Annotated in this window: 17 protein-coding genes; 8 read left to right on the top strand and 9 right to left on the bottom strand. The window is 72.1% G+C overall.

Annotated features, from left to right (window positions below; translation table 11 throughout):
• Positions 1-27 precede the first annotated feature (27 nt).
• A complete protein-coding gene (locus ACIGAN_RS08950; RefSeq protein ID WP_399856306.1) occupies positions 28-1314 on the bottom strand; it encodes an ion channel protein in 1287 nt (428 codons plus the stop codon).
• Between the two features lie 102 nt (positions 1315-1416).
• On the opposite strand from ACIGAN_RS08950, the gene ACIGAN_RS08945 reads away from it, so the two are divergent.
• Positions 1417-2178: a MerR family transcriptional regulator gene (locus tag ACIGAN_RS08945; RefSeq protein ID WP_365742139.1), complete on the top strand. Its 762-nt coding sequence runs from the start codon at positions 1417-1419 to the stop codon at positions 2176-2178.
• A 16-nt stretch (positions 2179-2194) separates the two neighbouring features.
• Here ACIGAN_RS08945 and ACIGAN_RS08940 read toward each other — a convergent pair whose 3' ends face one another.
• Complete coding sequence (locus tag ACIGAN_RS08940; RefSeq protein ID WP_365742141.1) at positions 2195-2560, bottom strand: YbjQ family protein; 366 nt, start codon at positions 2558-2560, stop codon at positions 2195-2197.
• A gap of 133 nt (positions 2561-2693) precedes the next feature.
• Here ACIGAN_RS08940 and ACIGAN_RS08935 point away from each other — a divergent pair, with 133 nt between their 5' ends.
• The gene (locus ACIGAN_RS08935) at positions 2694-3632 is read left to right on the top strand and encodes a VTT domain-containing protein (protein WP_365742143.1); all 939 of its coding nucleotides are present in this window, start codon (positions 2694-2696) and stop codon (positions 3630-3632) included.
• A gap of 30 nt (positions 3633-3662) precedes the next feature.
• Here the strand turns inward: ACIGAN_RS08935 and ACIGAN_RS08930 are convergent, their stop codons facing one another.
• Together ACIGAN_RS08930 and ACIGAN_RS08925 are read right to left on the bottom strand one after the other, a co-directional pair.
• Positions 3663-5369 carry a threonine/serine exporter ThrE family protein gene (locus ACIGAN_RS08930; RefSeq protein ID WP_399856303.1) on the bottom strand — a complete coding sequence of 569 codons (1707 nt, stop codon included), beginning with the start codon at positions 5367-5369 and terminating at the stop codon, positions 3663-3665.
• Positions 5370-5490: 121 nt separating this feature from the next.
• Entirely contained in the window at positions 5491-5982 is a 492-nt protein-coding gene (locus ACIGAN_RS08925; protein WP_003991985.1) for an inorganic diphosphatase, read from the bottom strand.
• A gap of 79 nt (positions 5983-6061) precedes the next feature.
• Here ACIGAN_RS08925 and dacB point away from each other — a divergent pair, with 79 nt between their 5' ends.
• From dacB to folE, 6 genes are all read left to right on the top strand, one after another.
• Positions 6062-7648, top strand: coding sequence for a D-alanyl-D-alanine carboxypeptidase/D-alanyl-D-alanine endopeptidase (gene dacB / locus ACIGAN_RS08920; protein WP_399856301.1), 1587 nt, complete (start codon positions 6062-6064; stop codon positions 7646-7648).
• Between the two features lie 607 nt (positions 7649-8255).
• A complete protein-coding gene (locus ACIGAN_RS08915) occupies positions 8256-9383 on the top strand; it encodes a zinc-dependent metalloprotease (protein ID WP_399856299.1) in 1128 nt (375 codons plus the stop codon).
• A 196-nt stretch (positions 9384-9579) separates the two neighbouring features.
• Positions 9580-10611 carry a tRNA lysidine(34) synthetase TilS gene (gene tilS / locus ACIGAN_RS08910; RefSeq protein WP_399856295.1) on the top strand — a complete coding sequence of 344 codons (1032 nt, stop codon included), beginning with the start codon at positions 9580-9582 and terminating at the stop codon, positions 10609-10611.
• Positions 10612-10671: 60 nt separating this feature from the next.
• The gene (gene hpt / locus ACIGAN_RS08905) at positions 10672-11232 is read left to right on the top strand and encodes a hypoxanthine phosphoribosyltransferase (RefSeq protein ID WP_094057060.1); all 561 of its coding nucleotides are present in this window, start codon (positions 10672-10674) and stop codon (positions 11230-11232) included.
• Between the two features lie 187 nt (positions 11233-11419).
• Complete coding sequence (ftsH, locus tag ACIGAN_RS08900) at positions 11420-13459, top strand: ATP-dependent zinc metalloprotease FtsH (RefSeq protein WP_365091670.1); 2040 nt, start codon at positions 11420-11422, stop codon at positions 13457-13459.
• A gap of 127 nt (positions 13460-13586) precedes the next feature.
• On the top strand, positions 13587-14192 hold the full coding sequence (gene folE / locus ACIGAN_RS08895; RefSeq protein ID WP_365091554.1) for a GTP cyclohydrolase I FolE: 606 nt from the start codon (positions 13587-13589) through the stop codon (positions 14190-14192).
• Between the two features lie 33 nt (positions 14193-14225).
• Here the strand turns inward: folE and ACIGAN_RS08890 are convergent, their stop codons facing one another.
• From ACIGAN_RS08890 to folP, 5 genes are all read right to left on the bottom strand, one after another.
• Positions 14226-14714, bottom strand: coding sequence for a DUF3180 domain-containing protein (locus tag ACIGAN_RS08890; RefSeq protein WP_365091551.1), 489 nt, complete (start codon positions 14712-14714; stop codon positions 14226-14228).
• A gap of 52 nt (positions 14715-14766) precedes the next feature.
• Positions 14767-15378 carry a 2-amino-4-hydroxy-6-hydroxymethyldihydropteridine diphosphokinase gene (folK, locus tag ACIGAN_RS08885; protein ID WP_365742152.1) on the bottom strand — a complete coding sequence of 204 codons (612 nt, stop codon included), beginning with the start codon at positions 15376-15378 and terminating at the stop codon, positions 14767-14769.
• Positions 15375-15734, bottom strand: a complete 360-nt coding sequence (gene folB, locus ACIGAN_RS08880; RefSeq protein ID WP_365091546.1) for a dihydroneopterin aldolase — start codon at positions 15732-15734, stop codon at positions 15375-15377. Before folB ends, folK begins: the two co-directional genes overlap by 4 nt.
• A 235-nt stretch (positions 15735-15969) precedes the next feature.
• Positions 15970-16476: a nuclear transport factor 2 family protein gene (locus ACIGAN_RS08875; RefSeq protein WP_365091543.1), complete on the bottom strand. Its 507-nt coding sequence runs from the start codon at positions 16474-16476 to the stop codon at positions 15970-15972.
• Entirely contained in the window at positions 16473-17354 is an 882-nt protein-coding gene (folP, locus tag ACIGAN_RS08870) for a dihydropteroate synthase (protein ID WP_365091541.1), read from the bottom strand. The genes ACIGAN_RS08875 and folP overlap by 4 nt, the downstream gene beginning before the upstream one ends.
• Positions 17355-17381: the final 27 nt, after the last annotated feature.

The following is a 17381-nucleotide window of genomic DNA, read 5'->3' as shown; positions in this document are numbered from 1 at the left end:
CTCCTGGGGTGGGTGGGGGAAGGGGCGTCAGCGGACCGGCGTGCCGTCCTCGCGCAGTTGCATCTGGGGGCGGCCCGTCACCAGCAGCCAGGCGGGCAGGGAGGCGACGCACAGCAGGGCGAGGATCCCCGGCGATGCGACCAGCACCGCGGCGACGAAGAGGCTGACCCAGCCCTGCCGGGTGATCGCCAGCAGGATCCCGAGCACCGCGGCCGACACCCCGACCGACGGATGCACCCCGGACACCAGGGCGTGCGCGCACAGACCGAGGGCGGTGCCGACGAACACGGCCGGGAAGATGCGCCCGCCCCGGAAGCCGCAGGACGCGGCGACGAGCAGCGCGGCCAGCTTCACCACCGTCAGCAGGGCGTACTCCCCGGCCGATCTGCCGTCGGGGTCGCGGGCCAGCTCGGCGATCTCGTCGAGCCCCTTGAACAGGGTCAGCTCGCCGCCCAGGGCCGCGAGACCGCCCAGCACGAGCCCGCCCGCCGGAAGCATCAGCATCGGGTGCCGCAGCCCGCGGAAGGCGCCGTGGACGTACGGGAACGCCCGTACGGCGGCCATGCCCAGCAGGGCGCCGGCCGAGGCGATGACGACGGCTGCCAGCAGGTCGGCCCAGCCGGGCCGGCCGAAGGACGGCAGGTCCAGGTCGAAGCTCGGGCGGTCGATCAGGGTGGCGGTCAGGGCACCGGCCGCGCCCGCGGTCAGCGGCGCGAAGACGTTGTCCCACAGCAGTCCGCGGGTCTCCTGCCGGGCCAGCGCCTCGGAGATCACCAGGGCGGCCGCCACGGGCGTGCCGAACAGGGCGCCGATGGTCGCCGCCTCCGCCAGCGCCGGCCAGATGCGGCCGGGCGCCTTCGGCAGGGCCCGGGCCCCCAGCCAGGCGGCCAGGGCGACGTTCACCGTGATGATCGGGTTCTCCGGGCCGAGGCTGGGCCCGCCGGCCAGCATCAGCGCCGTCGCCAGCAGCAGCCCCGGCAGCACGACGGGTGGCAGGACGGGGGCGTCCAGGCCGACGGTGGCCGGATCGGACCCCGCGTGCCCGGGCATCAGCCACACCACGAGGCCGACGGCCACGCCGGTCGCGACGAGCATCACGACCATCCACAGCACGGAGTACCGGCCGATCCCCAGCGCGTCCGGCAGCGGCCCCCACAGCACGTCCTGGAGCTCCTCGGCGGCGGCGCTCACGCCCACCAAAACCAGGCTGCACAGCACACCGACGGCAGCCGCGGGCACGATCGACGGCAGCAGCACGCGCGCGGGGGTCGCGGGGGTGACGGAGGGCGCCCGCCGCTCGGTGTCCTGGACCACGGGCACACGATAAACGGATCAAACGGCACAAACCGGGAACACGCTTGCACCTCACGTGGCGTGAGGCCCGACCGTGAGAGGCGGAAGAAGAAGGGAGCGGAAGTGAGCTACTCCGTGGGACAGGTCGCGGGCTTCGCCGGCGTCACGGTGCGCACGCTGCACCACTACGACGAGATCGGCCTGCTCGTGCCCGGCGAGCGCAGCCACGCGGGCCACCGGCGCTACAGCGACGCCGATCTCGACCGGCTGCAGCAGATCCTGTTCTACCGGGAGCTCGGCTTCCCGCTCGACGAGGTCGCCGCCCTGCTCGACGACCCGGACGCGGACCCGCGCGCGCACCTGCGCCGCCAGCACGACCTGCTGACCGCCCGGATCGAGCAGCTGCGCAAGATGGCGGCGGCCGTGGAGCACGCCATGGAGGCACGCACGATGGGCATCAACCTCACGCCCGAGGAGAAGTTCGAGGTCTTCGGGGACAAGGACCCGGAGCAGTACGCCGACGAGGCGGAGGCGCGCTGGGGCGGCACGGCCCAGTACGCCGAGTCGCAGCGCCGCGTCGCCCGCTACACCAAGGAGGACTGGCAGCGGATCCAGGACCAGAGCGCGGACTGGGGGCGCCGCTACGACGCCCTGATGGCCGCCGGCGAACCGCCCACCGCCGAGGCGGCCATGGCCCTGGCGGAGGAGCACCGGCAGCACATCTGCACCTGGTACTACGAGTGCTCCTACGAGCTGCACCGCAGCCTGGGGGAGCTGTACGTCGCCGACGAGCGCTTCAAGGCGTTCTACGAGTCGATGCGCCCGGGCCTCGCCGAGCACCTCAAGGAGGCGATCGCCGCGAACGCGGCCCGCCACGCCCGCTGATCCCCGGCCCGGGGGGTCACTCCCGGGCCAGCACCACCGCCGTGCCGTACGCGCACACCTCGGTGCCCACGTCCGCCGCCTGTGTGACGTCGAAGCGGAACGCGAGCACACCGTTGGCGCCACGCGCGCGTGCCTGCTCGACGAGGCGTTCCATGGCCTGGTTGCGGGTCTGCACGAGCGTCTTGGTGAGCCCGCGCAGCTCGCCGCCGACCATCGACTTCAGTCCGGCGCCGATCTGGCTCCCCAGGTGCCGGGAGCGCACGGTCAGGCCGAAGACCTCGCCGAGCACCTCCCGCACGTGGTAGCCGGGTACGTCGTTCGTGGTGACGACGAGGACATCGGGCTCAGGGCCCTGTCCGCCGCCGTAATCATCGATGCCCATGTCCACAGCTTTGCCCGGGGCGGGCCGCAGTGCATCCTGATACCCCCATGGAACCTGGGCCGCGACGGCTGCGTTGATACTTTGAGGCAGTCAGTTCCAGCCCGTACCCCACAGCAGCAGGAGCCACATCCCCGTGACCACGCTTGCGCTCGGCCCCGAGTGGCTCAGCCCGGACTACCTGATCTCGACGTTCAGCCTGCCCGGCATCCTGCTCATCGTGTTCGCCGAGTCCGGACTCTTCGCGTTCCTGCCCGGCGACTCCCTGCTGTTCACGGCGGGCCTGTTCGTCGCCGAGGGCACGTACATCACCCAGCCGCTGTGGCTGGTCTGCGCGCTGATCGTGCTCGCCGCCGTCATCGGCGACCAAGTCGGCTACATGATCGGCAAGTTCCTGGGCCCGAAGCTGTTCAACCGTCCCAACTCCAAGCTGTTCAAGCAGGAGAACCTGGACAAGGCCCACGAGTTCATGGAGAAGTACGGTCCCAAGGCGATCGTCCTGGCCCGCTTCGTGCCCATCGTGCGCACGTTCGCGCCCATCGTCGCCGGCGCCGGCCGCATGAAGTACCGCACGTTCCTGACGTACAACGTCATCGGCGGCATCGCCTGGGGCACCGGCGTCACCCTCGCGGGTTACTGGCTGGGCCAGATCGACTTCATCAAGAAGAACGTCGAGTCGATCCTCATCCTGATCGTCCTGCTCTCCGTCGTCCCGATCATCATCGAGTACCTGCGGGACCGCTCGAAGAAGAAGCGCGAGGCGGCGCAGGCCCCCGCGGCCGCGCAGTCCCAGCCCCCGGTCATGGACGACGCGACGACCCAGCTGCGCCGCATCACCCCCGACGACCGGCCCCCGCAGCAGCCCCACCACCACCGCAACGGCCCCGACGGCCCGCGGCACGACGGCCCGCGCCACAGCGACCAGCAGTACAGCGGCCAGGGGTACGACAACCAGCAGTACGGCGACCGGCAGTACAGCGACCAGCAGTACTACGACCAGTACCCCCAGTCCCCGGGCTACGGCCAGCAGCAGCCGTACGGCACCCAGCAGGGCCCGTACAACAACGGGTACTGAGCCGACCTCCCGCCGGGCCGTGAAGCCGCGTCAGAACCCGCGCGTGCGCTTCGCGGCCCGCCGCTTCTCCGCGGAACCGATCCGCAGGAACATCCGCGAGATCTCCGACCCCAGGTTCACCCCGATGGCGATGGCCATGGCGAGCGCCACCGCCTTCGACAGCGACACCAGTCCCTCGTCGATCTCGTTCTGCGCGATCGCCAGCAGCCCGAAGTACGTCGCGGAACCCGGCAGCAGGGGCCCGATGGCGGCGGTCGTGTAGGGCAGCGCGGAGGCGAACTGGTACCGGGACAGCAACTGCCCGAACAGCCCGACCAGGCCCGCGGCCGCCGCCGTGGACGCCACCGGCGAGATGCCGCCCGCGTAGTGCATGGCGCCGTAGACGACCCACGCGACACCGCCGTTCAGCGTCACCCACACCACGGTGGAACGTTCCTGCTGGAGCAGTACGGCGAACGCCAGCGACAGCAGCATCGACGCCCCGATCAGCAGCACCGGCTGGTCGGACACCCCGAGCTTCGCGTCCGGGTTCAGCCGCGCCCCCAGTTGCACGCCGAAGTACAGCACCGTCAGCACGCCCGCGACGATGCCCACGAAGAAGTACAGGACCTCCAGCAGCCGCGCGGAGGCGGTGATGTAGAAGCCGGTCAGCCCGTCCTGCACCCCCGCCACCAGCGCCCGTCCCGGCAGCAGCGCGAACAGCCCACCGGTGATGACCGCGGAGGCCTTCACGTCGACGTGGCCGAGCGTCAGCGCGACCCCGATCGCGGCCGGCGGCATCGCGGCGACCGTGAACTGGTAGAACTCCGGCAGTCCGCGCCCCGCGCACAGCCACGCCAGCCGGTCGCCGAGCATCGCGCCCAGCGCCGCCGCCACGAACACGATCAGATCGCCGCCGACCAGCACCGAGGCGGCACCCGCCAGCAGCCCGCTCGCCCCGGTCAGCGCCCAGCCCGGGTACGGGTGCCGGTTGCGGCGGATCTCGGCCAGGCGCCGGTAGGCCTCCTCCAGGGAGACGGCCGTCTCGTCGTCGCTGAGGTCGTCCACCAGCTGGTACACGGCCGCCAGCCGCGTGTAGTCGGTGCCCCGGCGCCGCACGGTCCGCGACGCCGTGACCGGGTCGTCGACGAGCGAGGGCTGGTAGGAGATCGCCAGCAGCGTGAAGGTGACGTTGGGCTCGCAGCGGTCCAGCCCGTAGGAACGGCAGACGGCGAACATCGCCGCCTCCACGTCCTCGGCGCCCTCACCGCCGGCCAGCAGCAGCTCGCCGATGCGCAGCGTCAGGTCGAGCACGCGCGGCACCGCGGGCCCCGCCTCGTCACCGCTGCGCTGGACCGGCTCCGGCGCCGGCCGCTCCGTCACCGGCATGCGCAGCATCGTCCGCATCCGGTCCTGCCAGGGCACGTCCTTGGTCAGGCTGACCTGCGGGATCCCGCTCGGCGGCGTGAAGGCGGTCGGGGCCTGCCGCGCGCTGTACGTGCTCGGCGGGGTGAACGCCGAGCCCTCCGGCTCGACACCGGGGGCGTGCGGGACGTCCAGTCCCCGCGGCAGGGCGAACTCGGACGTGGTCTCGGACTCCGAACCGGTCGCTCTCGGGACGGCCAGTCCGTCGGGGATCGCGAACTCCGACGTCGTCGACATGTCCCCGTCGACGGCGGCCCCCAGGGATCCGGACGGGGCCGCGAAGGCACTCCTCGCCTCGTCCGACCTGGGCTTGCGGTCCTCCGCGTCCGTCACTGCCTGGCGCTCCCTGTACGACACGTCAGCCTCGTACCCCCCACAGCCTCAGTATGCGCACAGACGGACGAACGGGCCGCACGCGACGCAGGCGTGCGGCCCGTGGGTGCCGGGGCGGGGGTCAGTGACCGCCCTGCTCCTTGAAGCGCTTGTAGGAGCGCTCGATCTCGGCCTCGGCGTCCGTGCGGCCCACCCAGTTGGCGCCCTCGACCGACTTGCCGGGCTCCAGGTCCTTGTAGACCTCGAAGAAGTGCTGGATCTCCAGGCGGTCGAACTCCGACACGTGGTGGATGTCCCGCAGGTGCTCCACGCGCGGGTCGTGCGCGGGCACGCACAGCAGCTTGTCGTCGCCACCGGCCTCGTCCGTCATCCGGAACATGCCGATCGCCCGGCACTGGATGAGGCAGCCCGGGAACGTCGGCTCGTCCAGGATGACCAGCGCGTCCAGCGGGTCGCCGTCCTCGCCGAGCGTGTTCTCGACGAAGCCGTAGTCGGCCGGGTAGCTGGTCGAGGTGAAGAGGCGACGGTCCAGGCGGATCCGACCGGTCTCGTGGTCCACCTCGTACTTGTTGCGCGAACCCTTCGGAATCTCGATCGTGACGTCGAACTCCACCGGTGGCTCCTCCATGATCAACACACAGTTCTGGTGGTTAAGTGTCCCTCACGCAGGTGTGTGATCGCGAAAGGGGCTGGTGGTCGTGCCAGAGCTGAGGCCTTGGCAGGCCGCGAGAGCGCACGCGGCGCGGCTCGCGGACACCGTACGACCGCGCCTGGCCCGAGCCGCAGCGGTCGCGAAACCGCGGGTCGCGCGGTTCGCGGGAGCCGGGAAACCGCAGGTCGCGCGGGTCACGCGGCCGAAGACCTGGCAGTTCGCCGCGGGCGCCGCCACCGCCGGTCTGGCACTGGCCGCCGGGGTGGTGACCGCCGCCGGTCCCTGGGACTCCTCGGGCCAGCGTACGGCCGAGAGCGACCGGGCCGCGGCCCTGGGCCGTGCGGGTGGCGCAGATCACGGCGGGGCGCCCGGCACGCCCGCCCGGCCCCGGCCCGCCCCCAGCGCCGGGCCCGTGCTGACCGGCCTCGGCGGCGTCAGCACCGTGAAGTCCGCCCCGGACGGCAAGGTCCTGGCGAAGGTCCTCGCGCCGCTGCTGAAGGACCCCTCGCTCGGGCCCCGGCCCGCGGCGTCCGTCGTCGATGTCACCACCGGCAGGCGCCTGTACGGCGCGCACCAGGACGCGCCGTTCACCCCCGCCTCGACCACGAAGATCGCCACGGCCGTCGCCGCGCTGTCCGCCATGGGCGCCGACCACCGCCTCACCACGCGGGCCGCGCTGGAACCCGACACGAAGGAAGTAGTCCTCGTCGGCGGCGGCGACCCAACCCTCACGGCGCGCAAGAAGGCCGGCGGGGCGGCGAGCCTGCGCACCCTGGCCGCCGAGACGGCCGCCGCCCTCGCCGAGCGGGGCGTGCGCGAGGTGACCCTGTCCTACGACACCACCCGCTACGCCGGCTCCCCGAGGCACCCGATCGGGGACAACCCCAATCTCGCCCTGGTCAGCCCCCTGATGGCCGACGAGGGCCGCACGGACGACTCCACGAGCGGCCCGGTCACCCGTGTGACGGACCCCGCCGAGGACGCGGCCCGGCAGTTCCGTGACCTGCTGACCTCCCACGGCATCAAGACCACGGCGCCCGGCCCGTCCAAGGCCACCACCCGTGCCGAGACCCTCGCGGCGGTCTCCTCGCCGCCGCTGTCGGCCCTGGTCGAACGCATGCTGACCAACAGCGACAACGACATCGCCGAGGCCCTCGCCCGCCAGACCGCGCTCGCCACCGGCGAACGGCCCGACTTCGCGGGCGCGGGCCGGGCCATCGGCGCGCAGCTGCGCGCCCTCGGACTGCCGCTCAAGGGCGCCGCCTTCAAGGACGGCAGCGGCCTCGACCGCGCCGACCGCCTGACGCCCGGCCTCCTCACCGCCCTGCTGGCCAAGGCGGCCGACCCGTCCCGCCCCGAACTGCGCCCGGCCCTCACCGGCCTGCCCGTCGCCGGCTTCACCGGCACGCTGAGCTCCCGCTACACGGACGGAGCATCCGGCGTGGTCCGCGCCAAGACCGGCACGCTCACCGGTGTCCACACCCTCGCGGGCACCCTGGTCGACCACGACGGCCGCCTGCTGGCGTTCGCCTTCATGGCGACGGACACGGACCGCATCGCCCCGGCGGCGACACAGAAGGCGCTGGACAAGGTCACCACGACACTGGCGGCGTGCGGCTGCAGGTAGCCGTACGGGGCGGCGGCACCGCCCGTGCCGCCCGAGCCCTCGTCCGCGTGCGGCGTGCAGGCGCAGGCGGCCGGGCGGGATGACGGGAAGTCGCCCTGTGCCGCCGGAAGCCTCGACCCGCCCGCTGCGGGCAGGCGCAGGCCGCCAGGCGGGGTGGCTGAACCCTGCCCGTGCCGCCGGGAACTCTCGGTCCGCCCGCCGTTTGCGGTTGCGGGCAGCCGTGCGGGGCGGTGTTCCGCCGCCCCGTCCCGCCGGAAGCCGCCGGTCCGCCAGTCGCGGGCAGGCGCAGGCAGTCGGGCGGGATGGCGGGAAGTCGCCCTGTGCCGCCGGGCCCGCCGGAAGCCTCGGTTCGCCCGCTGCGGGTAGGCGCAGGCGGCCGGGCGGGGTGGCAGAACCCTGCCCGGGTCGCCCGAAGCCTCGGTCCGCCCGGTGTGGGCGGGCGCTCCGCCCGGCGGAACGGACGGGCGTAGCCCGTGCCGCCGGGCAGTCGCAGCGTCGCCGAGGCTCCCATCCGCCCCGGCGGCGTCCGGGCCCCGGGAACGCCCCGCCGTGTTCCCCGGACCTCGCCGCCCTGCCCCTGCGGCGAGCGCTCACGTACGGTTGACGCATGACGAGCATCGGTGGTGCTTCAACCGGCATGGTCGACTGGAATCTCGCGGTGGCGACCGCGACCCGGCTCGTACGCCCGGGCCCCGAGGTCAGCCGCGACGAGGCGAGGGCCGTCGTCGCGGAACTGCGCCGGCACGCCAAGGCCTCGGAGGAACACGTGCGCGGCTTCACCCGGCTGGGCACCGAGGAGGGCCACGACACCCCCGTCCTCGTCGTCGACCGCCCGGGCTGGATCCGCGCGAACGTCGCCGGCTTCCGGGAGATCCTCAGGCCCCTGCTCGATAAGATGCAGGAACGGCGCGGCAGCACCCCCGGCGGCGCGGTCATGAGCGCCGTCGGCGGCAAGGTCACCGGCGTCGAACTGGGCATGCTGCTGTCCTTCCTGGCCTCCCGCGTCCTCGGCCAGTACGAGACCTTCGCCCCCGCCACCCGCGAACTGCCCGCCGGGCAGAACGGCGGCGGCCGGCTGCTCCTGGTCGCCCCCAACATCGTCCACGTCGAGCGCGAACTCGACGTCGACCCGCACGACTTCCGCCTGTGGGTGTGCCTGCACGAGGAGACGCACCGGACCCAGTTCACCGCCGTGCCCTGGCTGCGCGACCATCTGGAGGGCGAGGTCCAGTCGTTCCTGGGGGAGACCGACGTCGACCCCATGACCGTCCTGGAGCGCGTGCGCGAAGCCGCCCAGAGCCTGGCCGGGGGCCGTCCCGAGGCCGAGGAGGACGACGGCGGCCGCTCCCTCGTCGAGATCGTCCAGACCCCCGCCCAGCGCGAGATCCTCGGCCGGCTCACGGCCGTGATGTCCCTGCTGGAGGGCCACGCCGACTTCGTCATGGACGGCGTCGGCCCGTCCGTCGTGCCGTCCGTCGGCGAGATCCGCGAGAAGTTCCAGCAGCGCCGGGCCAAGGGCGCCTCCCGCCTCGACCTCGCCCTGCGCAAGCTCCTCGGCCTGGACGCCAAGCTGCGCCAGTACCGCGACGGCGAGCGCTTCGTACGGGCCGTCGTGGACGAGGTCGGCATGGACGGCTTCAACCGCGTGTGGACCTCGCCCAACACCCTCCCCACCAAGTCGGAGATCGCCAAACCGGCGGAGTGGGTCGCGCGGGTGCACCGCAAGGCCGAGTAGTGAACATCGCGGGGAGGTCGTGAAAGGAAACCGGTCGACGGCAGGCGAACGCCCCTCCAATCACCCGTCCGAGGGACCGTGAGCCAGGGGTAGGCGTGCAATGCTCGGGGAACGGCCCGGTTCTGTCACCATCTACACACTCTGCGTGACCGACACGCGGGCTCACCCCCCGAAAACTTCATGAAGGGAACCGGACATGGGTCCCCATCCTGCGGTCGCGGCGATACGCCTGGCGGTACGCCGCGTCCTCCACGACCTCCTCACCGAACACCACCGCGCCCCCGCCGCGGTCCCGCACGCCCCCTCCCAGGAGTCCCCGCCGCTCGTGCTCGTGGCGTGCTCCGGCGGCGCCGACTCCATGGCCCTCGCCTCCGCCCTCGCCTTCGAGTCCCCCAAGCTCGGCATCCGAGCCGGTGGCGTGACCGTCGACCACGGCCTCCAGCCCGGCTCCGACCTGCGCGCCGCGGAAGTCGTCCAGCGCCTGCGTGAACTCGGCCTCGACCCGGTCGAGTCCGTCGCCGTCACCGTCGGCCGCGCCGGCGGACCCGAGGCCGCCGCCCGCGACGCCCGCTACGCCGCGCTCGACACCGCGGCCGAACGCCACGGCGCCGCCGCCGTCCTGCTCGGCCACACCCGCGACGACCAGGCCGAGACCGTCCTGCTCGGCCTCGCCCGGGGCTCCGGCATCCGCTCCCTGTCCGGAATGGCCGCGGTCTCGGGGGCCGACGGCCGTTACCGCCGCCCCTTCCTGGAACTCGACCGGCAGACCGCCCGCAAGGCCTGCATGGTCCAGTCCCTGCCCGTCTGGGACGACCCCCACAACGCCGACCCGGCCTACACCCGCTCCCGGCTGCGCCACGAGGGCCTGCCCGCCCTGGAGAAGGCCCTCGGCAAGGGCGTCGTCGAGGCCCTCGCCCGGACGGCCCGGCTCTCCCGCGACGACGCCGACGCCCTCGACACCTGGGCGGCCCAGGCCGAGGCCACCGTCCGTGACGCCGCCGGACTGCTGGAGTGCGCCAAGCTCTACGCCCTGCCGCCCGCGGTGCGCCGCCGCGTCCTGCGCCGCGCCGCCATCGCGGCCGGTGCCCCCGCGGGCTCGCTGTTCGCCCGCCACATCGAGGAAGTCGACCGGCTGATCACCGGCTGGCGCGGTCAGGGAGCCATCAACCTCCCCGGCAAGGTCGTGGCACGGCGGCAGGGTGGCAGACTGGTGATTCGGCAAGGCTGAATCCGACCCCTCCGAGCAGTCGGAGCAGGGGCCGGGCGGCCGGTGGGACGACCGAAAGTGATGCGGGTGGACGCGAAAGACATGGGTGCCGACCTCCAGCAGGTGCTCATCACCAAGGAAGAGATCGACGCCAAGCTGGCCGAGCTGGCAGCGAAGATCGACGCGGAGTACGCGGGCAAGGACCTGTTGATCGTCGGCGTCCTCAAGGGCGCGGTGATGGTCATGGCCGACCTCGCGCGGGCGCTGTCCACCCCCGTCACCATGGACTGGATGGCCGTATCCTCGTACGGGGCGGGCACCCAGTCCTCCGGTGTGGTGCGGATCCTCAAGGACCTCGACACCGACATCAAGGGCAAGCACGTCCTCATCGTCGAGGACATCATCGACTCCGGCCTGACGCTGTCCTGGCTGCTCTCCAACCTCGGCTCGCGCGAGCCCGCCTCCCTGAAGGTGTGCACGCTGCTGCGCAAGCCCGAGGCCGCGAAGGTCGCCATCGACGTCGAATGGGTCGGCTTCGACATCCCCAACGAGTTCGTCGTCGGCTACGGCCTGGACTACGCCGAGAAGTACCGCAACCTCCCGTTCGTCGGTACGCTCGCGCCCCACGTCTACGGCGGCTGAACCCCCGGCCGGGGCGCCGTGACGGTGATCGGGAACCCCAGCGCGCTTCCCGCCGTTGGAGCATGCGTGGACGGATCGCCAGCCGCACCGCGCAGCTTCAGGTGACAATGCTGGGGTACCGTCCGAAGAACAGTCTTTTATCAAACTCACTATGGCAGGAGGGACGGGGCGGCACCGCTCCGTGTGGATGGACGTGAAGCGATACTTCCGTGGGCCGGTCATGTGGATCGTGCTGGCCGTCCTTGCCGTGGTCGTGTTGATGCAGGTCGTCGGCTCGTCCGGCGGCTACAAGACGGTGGACACCGGCCAGGTCGTCCAGGCGATCAACCAGAACAAGGTCGAGTCGGCCAAGCTCACCACCGGTGACGAGCAGATCATCAAGGTGACGCTCAAGGGCGACGAAAAGGTCGAGGGCAGCTCGAAGATCCAGGCGAGCTACATCGGCGACCAGGGTGTGGCCATCGCCAACACGCTGCAGAACAAGTACCAGGACAAGCAGATCCCGGACGGCTACACGGTCTCGCCGTCCAAGCAGAACCCGTTCGTCGGGATCCTGCTCTCGCTGCTTCCCTTCGTGCTGATCGTGGTCGTGTTCCTGTTCCTGATGAACCAGATGCAGGGCGGCGGCTCCCGGGTCATGAACTTCGGGAAGTCCAAGGCCAAGCTCATCACCAAGGACACCCCCAAGACGACGTTCGCCGACGTCGCCGGATCGGACGAGGCCGTCGAGGAGCTCCACGAGATCAAGGAGTTCCTCCAGGAGCCGGCCAAGTTCCAGGCCGTCGGCGCCAAGATCCCCAAGGGCGTGCTGCTCTACGGCCCGCCCGGAACCGGTAAGACCCTGCTCGCGCGTGCCGTGGCCGGCGAGGCGGGCGTGCCGTTCTACTCGATCTCCGGTTCCGACTTCGTCGAGATGTTCGTCGGTGTCGGTGCCTCCCGGGTCCGCGACCTGTTCGAGCAGGCGAAGGCGAACGCCCCGGCGATCGTCTTCGTCGACGAGATCGACGCGGTCGGCCGCCACCGCGGCGCCGGCCTCGGCGGTGGTCACGACGAGCGCGAGCAGACCCTGAACCAGCTGCTCGTCGAGATGGACGGCTTCGACGTCAAGGGCGGCGTGATCCTCATCGCCGCGACGAACCGGCCCGACATCCTCGACCCGGCGCTGCTGCGTCCCGGCCGTTTCGACCGGCAGATCGCCGTCGACCGTCCGGACATGCAGGGCCGTCTGGAGATCCTCAAGGTCCACCAGAAGGGCAAGCCGGTCGCCCCGGACGTCGACCTGTCGGCCGTCGCCCGCCGTACGCCCGGCATGACCGGTGCCGATCTGGCCAACGTCCTGAACGAGGCCGCCCTGCTGACGGCCCGCAGCGACCAGAAGCTGATCGACAACCACATGCTGGACGAGGCGATCGACCGTGTGGTCGCGGGCCCGCAGAAGCGGACCCGGATCATGTCGGACAAGGAGAAGAAGATCACCGCGTACCACGAGGGCGGACACGCCCTGGTCGCGGCGGCCTCGCCGAACTCCGACCCGGTCCACAAGATCACGATCCTGTCGAGGGGCCGTGCCCTCGGCTACACGATGGTCCTGCCGGACGAGGACAAGTACTCGACCACGCGCAACGAGATGCTCGACCAGCTCGCCTACATGCTGGGCGGCCGCGCGGCCGAGGAGCTCGTCTTCCACGACCCGACCACGGGTGCCGCCAACGACATCGAGAAGGCCACGGGCCTGGCCCGCGCGATGGTCACGCAGTACGGCATGACCGAGCGTCTCGGCGCGATCAAGTTCGGCGGGGACAACACCGAGCCGTTCCTCGGGCGTGAGATGTCTCACCAGCGGGACTACTCGGAAGAGGTCGCCGCGCTGGTCGACGAAGAGGTCAAGAAGCTCATCGAGACGGCGCACAACGAGGCCTGGGAGATCCTGGTCGAGAACCGCGACGTCCTGGACAACCTCGTGCTGCGGCTGCTGGAGAAGGAGACGCTGGGCAAGGAGGAGATCGCCGAGATCTTCGCCCCCATCGTCAAGCGCCCGCCCCGGCCCGCCTGGACCGGCTCCTCCCGCCGCACGCCGTCCACCCGTCCGCCGGTCCTCTCCCCCAAGGAGCTGGCCCTGACGAACGGCGCCAACGGCGCGACGCCGGCCATCAGCACCGCCAAGAGCACCGCGGCGGAGCCCGCCCCGGCGCCCGAGCGGACCCCGGAGGACCGCCCGGAGAGCTGATCCGGCTCTCCCGACGGTCCCACCGGGCCCGGAATGGATGCCGCGCCCCCCAGGTTTTAGCCTGGGGGGCGCGGCTTTCCGCCATTTACGCAGGCCGCCCCGGATGGACACAGGAACGAGGCACCAGATGACCGACCCCGTGACGCTGGACGGCGACGGCCAGATCGGCGAGTTCGACGAGAAGCGAGCCGAGAACGCCGTACGCGAACTCCTGCTCGCGGTCGGCGAGGACCCGGACCGCGAGGGCCTGAGGGAGACGCCGGCGCGGGTGGCGCGGGCGTACCGGGAGATATTCGCGGGGCTGTGGCAGAAGCCGGAGGACGTGCTGACGACGACGTTCGACCTGGGGCACGACGAGATGGTCCTGGTGAAGGACATCGAGGTGCTGAGCTCCTGCGAGCACCATCTGGTGCCGTTCGTCGGCGTCGCGCACGTCGGCTACATCCCGTCCGTGGAAGGGAAGATCACGGGCCTGTCCAAGCTCGCCCGGCTCGTGGACGTCTACGCCCGGCGCCCGCAGGTGCAGGAACGACTCACCACGCAGATCGCCGACTCCCTGATGGAGATCCTGGAGCCGCGCGGCGTGATCGTCGTGGTCGAGTGCGAGCACATGTGCATGTCGATGCGCGGGGTGCGCAAGGTGGGCGCGAAGACGATCACTTCGGCCGTGCGGGGGCAGCTGCGCGACCCGGCGACCCGCAATGAGGCGATGAGCCTCATCATGGCGCGCTGACGCACCCGATCATGGCGCGCTGAGGCACCCGGCTCACACCGAGGGCGCCGCCCCCGTGCCGTCGTGCTCGTCGTCGTCCGGGAGCTTGCAGACGCGCTCCAGGAAGATCGCCGCCGCTATCACGCCGATGCCCGCGAGGACCGAGAAGCCGGCGTAGATGGCCTGGTCGCGGCGGGCGGGGATGTCGAGGGACTCCAGCAGGAAGACGCCCGTACCGCCGTACATGCCGGAGACCAGGGCGGCGACCAGGGCGCTGGCGTGTCCGAAGACGACCGCGCGGGCCGCCATGATGGGGTCGACGCCCTTGGCGTCGGGCCGCCGCTCGCGCTGGGCCTTCAGCCGGGAGCGCAGCGAGATCGCCGTGGCCAGCAGGACCACGGCGATCAGGGCCAGGACGACGGGGGCGGCCAGGGGGACGCTGGGGAGCGTGCCGATCGAGTTCCACAGGCGGGCGCCCGCCCAGGACAGGACCCCGGCCACGACGAAGACGCCGGCCAGCAACCTGATGCGCAGCTCTTTCACGGTGTCCCTTCGGTTCCCCCGGCCCCGTTCGCGGCCGTCTCGACCTTAACGGCTACTCGGGCAGCCGGAGTTCCAGGTCCGCGCGGTGTGCGACCCCTTCCCGGGTGACGGCGTCCAGCAGGCCGGCGACCGGGCCGCGGCCGGGGAGCTGCGCCTCGGGGTCCAGGTCGAGCCAGGGGGCCAGGACGAAGGCGCGCTCGTGGGCACGGGGGTGGGGCAGGGTGAGCCGCGGGTCGTCGGAGACGACGTCGGCGTAGGAGACGATGTCGACGTCGAGGGTGCGCGGGCCCCAGCGCTCGTCGCGGACCCGGTGGAAGGCCTCCTCGACCGCGTGCGCGCGCTCCAGCAGCGAGGAGGGCGGCAGGGTGGTCTTGAGGACCACGACCGCGTTGAAGTAGGAGGGCTGGCTGCCGGGGTCCACGCCCCAGGGCTCGGTCTCGTAGACGGGGGAGACGGCCTTGACGCGGACGCCGGGCGTGTCCTCCAGGGCGTCCACGGCTCCCTGCAGGGTCTCCAGGCGGTTGCCGAGGTTGGAGCCGAGGGCGACCACGGCCCTCCTCGGGTTGGACAGGGTCGTGTCGGCGGCGTCGACCTTGTCGACGACGGAGGCGGGTACCGGCTGGACGGTCGGGTCGCTGGGACCCTTGAGGTAGGGCGCGGTCATGCTCGGCTCCGGGTGATGGTGACGGTCACGTCGTCGAAGGGCACCGTGATCGGGGCGTCCGGCTTGTGGACGCAGACCTCGACCTCCTCGACCGCTTCGTGCTTCAGACACACCTGGGCGATGCGCTCGGCCAGCGTCTCGACGAGGTCGACGGGCTCGCCCTGCACGACGGCCACGACCTCCTCCGCCACGATGCCGTAGTGCACGGTCTTCGCCAGGTCGTCGTCGGCCGCGGCCGGGCGGGTGTCCAGGCCGAGGACGAGGTCCACGATGAAGGTCTGGCCCTCCTCGCGTTCCCTCGGGAACACACCGTGGTGCCCACGGGCCTTCAGGCCGCGCAGCGCGACACGATCCACGCGAATCACTCCTGCAATCGTCGGTCTCGGCCGGTCCGTGCCGTGTGCGGGCGGCACACCGGCCTCGGTCGAATCTACCCGTGAGCGCGGGCGGGGCCGGGTCGCGGGGGTGGGGCGCGGCCGGGGCCCGGCAGGATTCATCCGGCGTTCTCCCTGGGGAATCCGGCGGCTCACGGTTGGTAGCCGCCCCTACCCGCGGCCCGGTGATTCCAACCCCTACCGGGCGACTACCCACTCAGGCGGGGGAGTCGTCCTGCTCGTCCTCGTCGGTTTCCGCCAGGACGGGGGAAGCGTGGTGCGCCCAGATCTTCCACCCCGAGGGCGTGCGCCGGAACACATTGGTGGCGACCACGAGCTGCCCGACGAGCGGGCCGAGCTCCTCGCCCTCGCCCTCGGGGGCGGGGCCGCCGCTGAGGATGTTCTCCGTGCAGGTCACCAGGGCGGTGTCGCCGGTGACGGAGACGTGCACGTCGGTGAGGAAGAACTGGATGTAGTCGGTGTTGGCCATGATCAGGGCATAGGAGCGCAGGACCTCGCCGCGGCCGGTGAGCACGGGCCAGCCGGGGTGCACGCAGGAGACCACGCCGGTGTCGGCCGGGTCGTGGTAGGTCTCGTCGACGCCCAGGTCGGCGGGGGTGAGCCAGAGCGACGCGAGTTCCTCGAAGTCGCCCTGTTCCAGTGCCTCGTAGAAGGCGGTGTTGGCGGCCTCGACCTGCTCGACGTCGGTGTGGGGGGCGCTCACCGGGTTCCTTCCGCGCCGGGGCGTGCCCCTTCGAGGGCGCGGGCGACGCGTACGGCGTCCGCCGTGGCGCGTACCTCGTGCACGCGGACGGCCCACGCGCCGGCGTGCGCCGCGAGGGCGGAGACGGCGGCGGTGGCCGCGTCGCGCTCCCGGGCGGGCGGGGGCGGGGCGTCGGGTCCGGCCAGGACCCGGCCGAGGAACCGCTTGCGGGAGGCGGCGACCAGGAGGGGGTGGCCGAGGCTGAGGACCCGGTCGAGGCCCGCGAGCAGCGCCAGGTCGTGCTCGGCGTCCTTGGAGAAGCCGAGGCCGGGGTCGACGACGACGCGGTCGGGGGCGATACCGCCGGCGAGGACGGCCTCCACGCGCGCGTGCAGCTCGTCCACGACCTCGGTGACGACGTCGGCGTAGACGCCCCTGACGTTGCCGCCCTGGAGGAAGCCGCGCCAGTGCATGACGACGAAGGGGGCGCCGGCGTCGGCGACGGCGGGGATCATGCGCGGGTCGGCGAGGCCGCCGCTGACGTCGTTGACGAGGACGGCGCCGGCCGCGAGGGCCCGTTCGGCGACGGAGGCGCGCATGGTGTCGACGGAGACGGTGACACCTTCGGAGGCCAGGCCGCGGACGACGGGGATGACGCGGCGCAGCTCCTCGGCCTCGTCCACCCGGGTGGCGCCGGGGCGGGTGGACTCGCCGCCGACGTCGACCAGGTCCGCGCCCTCGGTGACGAGGTCGAGGCCGTGCTTGACGGCGGCCGTGGTGTCGAAGAAGCGGCCCCCGTCGGAGAAGGAGTCGGGGGTGACGTTCACGACTCCCATGACCGCGCAGCGGTCCCATTCCGGTAGGCCCGCCACGCGCCCGCGTCCGCTCTGGTTGCTCATATGTTCAGCGTAGGCCCCGGCGGGGGC

This window comes from Streptomyces sp. NPDC085931 (assembly GCF_044540565.1).
Classification (GTDB): domain Bacteria; phylum Actinomycetota; class Actinomycetes; order Streptomycetales; family Streptomycetaceae; genus Streptomyces.
The sequence above is the reverse complement of the archived record's forward strand: the minus strand, read 5'-3'. Positions and strand labels throughout refer to the sequence as shown.

Coding starts and splice junctions, on each gene's coding strand:
- ACIGAN_RS08940 (WP_365742141.1), bottom strand. CDS start 2,560: ATGGGCATCGATGATTACGGCGGCGGACAGGGCCCTGAGCCCGATGTC.
- ACIGAN_RS08915 (WP_399856299.1), top strand. CDS start 8,256: ATGACGAGCATCGGTGGTGCTTCAACCGGCATGGTCGACTGGAATCTC.
- tilS (WP_399856295.1), top strand. CDS start 9,580: ATGGGTCCCCATCCTGCGGTCGCGGCGATACGCCTGGCGGTACGCCGC.
- hpt (WP_094057060.1), top strand. CDS start 10,672: ATGCGGGTGGACGCGAAAGACATGGGTGCCGACCTCCAGCAGGTGCTC.
- ftsH (WP_365091670.1), top strand. CDS start 11,420: ATGGACGTGAAGCGATACTTCCGTGGGCCGGTCATGTGGATCGTGCTG.
- folE (WP_365091554.1), top strand. CDS start 13,587: ATGACCGACCCCGTGACGCTGGACGGCGACGGCCAGATCGGCGAGTTC.
- folK (WP_365742152.1), bottom strand. CDS start 15,378: ATGACCGCGCCCTACCTCAAGGGTCCCAGCGACCCGACCGTCCAGCCG.
- folP (WP_365091541.1), bottom strand. CDS start 17,354: ATGAGCAACCAGAGCGGACGCGGGCGCGTGGCGGGCCTACCGGAATGG.